The organism is Pseudoalteromonas sp. AWM4_233 (assembly GCF_056158285.1).
In genome coordinates, this window is the sequence record NZ_JBSWSZ010000061.1 from 761 (window position 1) to 7,160 (window position 6,400).

Genomic DNA, 6,400 nt, shown 5'->3' on the forward strand with positions numbered 1-6,400 from the left:
TACAAGTTCAGTTACGTATTGCTAAGGTTAACCTGGTAACTGGGACACAAGACTCCAGCACCTAACTCAAGCAATTGACATGAGCTCCGTTTCTGCAACATCAAGTTCTGCAGCTGAGGTTGGAAATGAACTTGAGCTTGCGTTCGATGGTGATATTGACACGCACTGGCATACATCATGGAGTGACAGTTCAGTTACTTACCCACACGACGTTGTTATTGATTTAGGGCTGTCTTATGAGGTTGCTCAATTTGACTACACGCCTCGCCCAGGTGGCGGTAATGGTACTGTAGTTAAATATGAAGTGTACGTAAGTGAAACAGCAACTGAATTTGGTGAGCCTGTTGCACAAGGTGAATGGGCTTCAAATGGTGATGTAAAATCAGCCATTCTTCCAGCGACAAATGGGCGTTACGTTAAATTTGTTGCTCTTGAGGAGCAAGGTGGTGGTGCTTGGGCATCTGCGGCAGAGTTCTCTGTTCGTATAAATCCATAAACTGTTTTAAGGAGCACTATTCGTTATTACGGATAGTGCTTTTTTGTGGGAAAGAAAATGAACAATCACAGAATAAAAACGGCTGTTTTATCGCTTTTTTTGACCTCCTTGGTCGCATGTGGAAATCAGCAGTTACAGTTAGAAGATAAAAAGATAGAGACAACGATCAGTATTCCAGTGGCAGGAAACAGTTGGATTGATAATAATGTTGAGCTGTCAGATAAGCTGATAGACAAGAGTGGTGTGACCCATTGGTTTGCTGAACAAGGCAGTTTAAGCACTTATTTTTACACATCTAAAACAGGTGAGTTAGCCGTTTCTTTGCAAACCTTTGTGAAAGACAAACCTGCAACAATTGAAGTTTCGATAGCTGGGCAAAGCAAAATTGTAACAGTAAAAAATAATCAACCAATGAGCGTACCTGTTGGTACATTTAACCTTGATGAATTAGGTTATCAAAAGTTAACCATCACGGGATTAGAGCAAGCAGAAACGCTTTTACCAGCCATAAGTGAGATTAAAATCGGCGGCGAAGTGGCTTTAGGTAAAGTTAGTTATGTCAAAGATGACTTTTACTGGGGACGTCGAGGCCCTTCGGTTCACCTGCAATACTCGTTGCCTTCTCAAACGATGAATTACCCGTGGTTTTATAGCGAAATAGAAGTGCCAAAAGGAGCCGATGCAATAGGCTCGTATTACATGGCGAATGGTTTTGATGGGGGCTATTTTGGTATACAAGTAAACTCTGATAGTGAGCGCAGAGTGTTATTCTCTATTTGGAGTCCATTTTCAACAGATGATCCTTCATTAATTCCACCTGAGTACCGAATACAGACCTTAAAGCATGGTAAAAATGTGCATGTAGGTAAATTTGGCAATGAAGGCTCTGGCGGACAAAGCTATATGCGATACGATTGGAAAGCTGACACGCGATATGGTTTTCTAACTCACATTAGGCCAGTTGAAGGAACTGAAAGTACTGATTTCACAGCATACTTTTATGATCCGATGGTTGAAAAATGGCAGTTAATTGCAAGTTTCAGGCGCCCAAAGACGAGTATATATCATCAAGGCACCTATTCATTTTTAGAGAACTTCATACCTGGGGCAGGGCAATTTGAACGTCGTGCAATTTATACAAACCAATGGGCTAAACCTGAGCGAGGGGAATGGCAAGAAGTGACCCAAGCTAAATTTACTTACGATGCCACAGCCAAAAAAAATGCGCGTTTTGACTATCAAGGCGGTACGACAGAGAAAGGGTTTTACCTAAAAAATACAGGCTTTTTTTCCGCTCCCACTCCTTATGGCAGCGAGTTTGAAAGAAGCCCTACAGACATTCCTAAAATAGTATTCTAAGTCTTTACCTTAGTAATAAAAGAGCCTCCAGATAGGAGGCTCTATTTATCGAGTGAATGTATTTTTTATTTCTATAATTGCATCCAGCTGACCTATAAATAAGTCGACTAACTGTGGATCAAAGTGCTTACCAGATTCAGATTTGAGAAGTTCGACAGCTTGGTCAACAGACCACGCTTTTTTATATGGCCTTGTTGAGGTTAGTGCGTCGAACACGTCGGCAATACTCACTATTCGGCCTTCAATACTAATCTCTTCACCTTTTAGTCCATAAGGGTAGCCGCTTCCATCCCATTTTTCATGGTGCTCAAGTGCCAGCTTGTGTGCTAGCTGTAATAAAGGCGAACTGAGAGTTTTCTAAAATCTTCGCCCCGATTGTTGCATGTTGCTTCATATGCTCGAATTCATTTTCATCCAAGCGCCCAGGCTTCAGAAGCACGGCGTCAGGAATACCTATTTTACCAACATCATGCATCGGTGCTGCTTGTCTTAGTTGCTCAGCTTGAAATTCAGTCATTCCGTAGGCAAGTGCAAGTACTTTACTGTAACGGCTCATACGCGCAATGTGTTCACCAGTATCTGTGTCTTTGTATTCTGCTGCACGTCCTAAACGGTTTATCAAATCAATATGAGCGAGCTGTAATTGCTGTGCTTGCACTAATGATAAATGAGTTTTAACTCGTGCTCGGACAATTGCAGGGCTGATGGGTTTTGTAATGTAGTCTACCGCACCTAGCGCAAAGCCTTCAGATTCGTCTTGTTCATGTGATAAAGCCGTCACAAAAATAATCGGAATATGAGCGGTTTCTGGTGTAGATTTCAGTATTTCACAGACTTCAAAGCCATTCATATCTGGCATCATCACATCTAATAGAATTAATCTTGGCGGCTCATTTTTAATAAGTTGCAATGCAAGTTCACCTGATTTCGCAAATGATAAGCGGTAGTCATTGCCTAATACTTCACGCATTACTTTAAGGTTAGCGGGTTCATCATCTACGATAAGAATTCTTTCGCGCTCAATAAGTTCGCTCATGATTTCTCCTCACTTGCAGTTATTTCACGTTGCAATTTTTCAATCGCTTCCTGTGCAGCATTAAAATCAAAATTGTCAAAATGTTCACAAATTTCATTTATTTGCGATTTAAAAGCAGGCTGGGGTGTTCGACGCCACTTGAGCCAAAAAGTCATCGTCAATTTCGGCATGTTTTGCGTGCTCTAGCAGTGTGTCTAAGGCTTTATTTAGCTCACTCATAGGCATCATAGTAACGGATGTTTGTTCCTCTTGAGTTTTTGTTTCGGCTATTTTTGAGCGTAAAAAATGCCATTCATCTTCACATGCATGGATGAGTGAAATAAAACGAGTCCCTCTTAGTTCATTCTCTGCTTGAGAAAGTAAATGTAGCAGTTTTCCTAGCGCTAAATTCCCGGCAACGCCTTTTAAAGTGTGCAAAATTGTTTTCACCTCAGAACTATCAGTATTAAGCTCTTTTAAACGAATCATATTGGCATAATGATCAGATAAAAACGCTGCTATTTCTGAGTTTAGTTTTTCGCTACTTCCCCACATTTTCAGGCCTTTTGCATAGTTGATATGCTGCTTAGATTTATCTGGCTGTTGTTGAGATATTGTATTAACTTCTAACCCTAAAACCTTTGCTATTTCATGGTTAACTTGCTGAATATCAACGGGCTTATTAGCGAAGCCATTCATACCGGCTTGTTTTGCGGTTAATTTGTCTTGCTGTAAAACACTGGCAGTTAGGGCAATGATAGGGGTTTTTTTAAGTTGTTGTTGCTGCTCTTTTTCTCGAATCACTTTACACGCTGTAATCCCGTCGCACTCTGGCATGTGTATATCCATTAAAATTACATCAAAGCTATTTTTTTCGAAGGCGCTGATAGCCTCTAAGCCATTCTTCGCTTTTGTAACAACATGACCAGCTTGAGAAAGTAAAATATTCAGTAACTCGAGGTTTTGTTCTATATCGTCAACAACTAGAACTCTCAGAGGCGGCAGGTTTAAGATATTATTACTTAATTTATCAACTTTATTAATATCACCTTCTTTTAGAGGTAAAGAGAAAAAGAAACAACTTCCTTTGTTTTCTGTGCTCACAGCACTAATGCTGCCACCCATTAACTCTACCAGTTGCTTACTAATCGTTGTTCCTGACCCTGTGCCACCAAAACGGCGAGTCATAGTTCCATCAGCTTGCTCAAATGGCTGGAAAATTGCTTTTAGTCTATGTTTTGCGATACCAATGCCTGTATCTTGCACTTCAAAAAACAACTGATTGTTTTGCGTTTTACTGATACTAATTGTCACAGAGCCTGTTTCAGTAAATTTAATCGCATTACCAATTAGGTTGTTTAATACTTGGCGAATACGCGAATCATCTCCAATGTATATTGGCGCAACATTTTCGGCTATTTTTAAATCGAGAAGTAAGTTTTTTCGTTTCGCTTCAAGCCAAAAGGTTGAAACGATATTATCTAGTAGAGCCTGCAAATTAAAGTGTTCAAGCGTGATATCTAATTTACCTTTTTCTAGCTTTGCGGAGTCGAGTACATCATTTAATAAATGTAATAATGACCTGGCCGAACTATTCACAGTAATTATATGCTTTTGTTGTTCTTTGCTAAGCGGGCTATCCATCAAAATATCACTAAAGCCAATTATAGCGTTCATTGGTGTGCGGATTTCATGACTCATATTCGCCATAAATGCTTGTTTGGCTTGTGCAGCGGCTTCAGCTTCTTGCTTGGCTGTCTTTAATGACTCCTCATATTCATGACGTGAGGTTATGTCGACTAGCACGCCATCTATCCATTTGTCGTTGGAATCTGGATTATGGTTAACTGTGCCTTGATTTAGTACCCAAACTGTTTGGCCATTACGGTGTTTAATTCTATATTCAACAGCGTATTGGTTAGAATTTGAGATGGCGTCGTCTAGGGCATCTGCTATGTGCTGCTCATCCTTGGAATTTATGATATCTGCAAATGCTACTTCGTTTGATGTGAACTCCTGTGCTGTGTAACCGGTTAATTCAAAGACTCGTGGGCTAATAAACAGCATCGTCCAGTTTTTATCAAGTAAACAACGAAATACAGCACCGGGTGTATTATTCATCAAGGTACGATATTGTAGTTCTTTTTCTTCTAGACTCTGTTGCAGGGCGCGTTGCTGAGTTAAATCAGTAATAAACCCTACAAATAGAGTCTCTTCACCTGGTTGTTTCACTTCTCCAAGGCCAAGACGAATAGGAAATAAATGGCCATCTTTATGTTTTGCGCAAACATCTCTGTTGATGCCAATTACTTTTTTAAGCTCATGATTGCCACTATTTAATAAGTAATCATCATGATGTGCAGCAATTTCGTCATTCATTAAAATTTTAACGTTTTGTCCGAGAACTTCCTGTTGCTGCCAGCCAAAAATAGCTTCTGCAGATTTATTAAAGCTTAAAATTCTTCCTTTAATGTTAATAGTCACAATGCCATCAATAGCTGTACTTAAAATAGCATCTAAACGAGATTCTTCGGCAGATTTCTCCACCAACAGCATACGATAGCGAACCATTCCATTGATAATGCCTACGAGTGCAGTTAATAAAACGGTGGCAAACGCGACGCAAATAGCAATAAGTTCAATATGTGAGGTGCTGGAGTCTTGTGTCCCAGTTACCAGGTTAACCTTAGCAATACGTAACTGAACGTAGGGCAACATAATACGTATTGCTAAGGTTAACGACGGTTAGATTCACCTCTTACACAGCACCTAGCAGCATCGTCAGCTGCACTGTTAATTCTGAAACCTGATGATAGACGCTTGAATGATACATCTAGCGAGTTACCAGAGTTATTTAATTGTCTTTGTGCGTTCAATGAACTTACGTTAGTATTTACATAAAGTGCCATGATAATTCTCCCGATGTAAACTTGTTGTTTACTCTCAAACTATTAACTTTAAGCCTTCGGTTTAAATTCTACTCTCCGGCTTGGTTACTTAAGTTATCGGGCGGCAAAAAAATTCCTTTAGTATTTTTTAAAAAAAATATTTAACCCCTTGTTTTTACTTAAATTTAAATTAAATTACATACATATTTATACTATAAATACATAAAGTTATTTTTGTAATAGATATTACATTTTCTTGTTTTTAATCAAACTCAAACTGTTCTATTTTGCTTTTTTGAAAGCCTAAACGAAAAAAGGCTGCCAAATAAATGGCAGCCTTTTTCTTATGATAATAATTAACGAATATAATCTAGCAACGATAAATTAGATAATCGGCCGAAAGTTGCCTGTGACGCCTGTAAAGCTGTCTCATGTTTTGTTAACTCGGTGATGGCCTCTGCCATGTCCAACTCAATTAGCTCTGCTTTTGCTAACTTATTGTTTGTATCTAGATTATTATTTGCTTCTGTTATCCTAGTTGCAGTATTTAATCTACCTCCTAGACCAGACTGCGTTTGAGAGACAAGATTTTTTGCACTTTCAGGTGCTGTGTAAGAGGTGAATCTAACCGTCGTTAACCTT

4 protein-coding genes and 2 pseudogenes are annotated in these 6,400 nt (G+C 39.2%); 2 read left to right on the forward strand and 4 right to left on the reverse strand.

The genetic code is table 11. The features are described 5' to 3' along the window. The first annotated feature begins 79 nt into the window (after nt 1–79). Nucleotides 80–496 (forward strand): discoidin domain-containing protein, encoded by a 417-nt coding sequence (locus ACXAC4_RS19870; protein ID WP_475164924.1) that lies wholly within the window; start codon nt 80–82, stop codon nt 494–496. Nucleotides 497–553: 57 nt separating this feature from the next. After that, nucleotides 554–1,855, forward strand: coding sequence for a DUF3472 domain-containing protein (locus ACXAC4_RS19875; RefSeq protein WP_475164925.1), 1,302 nt, complete (start codon nt 554–556; stop codon nt 1,853–1,855). 45 nt (nt 1,856–1,900) lie between these two features. On the opposite strand, the pseudogene ACXAC4_RS19880 reads toward ACXAC4_RS19875, so the two are convergent. From ACXAC4_RS19880 to ACXAC4_RS19895, 4 genes and pseudogenes are all read right to left on the reverse strand, one after another. Next, nucleotides 1,901–2,891, reverse strand: a pseudogene (locus ACXAC4_RS19880) (response regulator). Between the two features lie 108 nt (nt 2,892–2,999). Then, nucleotides 3,000–5,588 carry a PAS domain S-box protein gene (locus ACXAC4_RS19885; RefSeq protein WP_475164927.1) on the reverse strand — a complete coding sequence of 863 codons (2,589 nt, stop codon included), beginning with the start codon at nt 5,586–5,588 and terminating at the stop codon, nt 3,000–3,002. 53 nt (nt 5,589–5,641) lie between these two features. Then, nucleotides 5,642–5,779: pseudogene (locus ACXAC4_RS19890) on the reverse strand (flagellin N-terminal helical domain-containing protein); the annotation flags it as partial. Nucleotides 5,780–6,114: 335 nt separating this feature from the next. Continuing rightward, on the reverse strand, nt 6,115–6,400 hold a 286-nt coding region (locus ACXAC4_RS19895; RefSeq protein ID WP_475164929.1), incomplete at its 5' end, for a flagellin.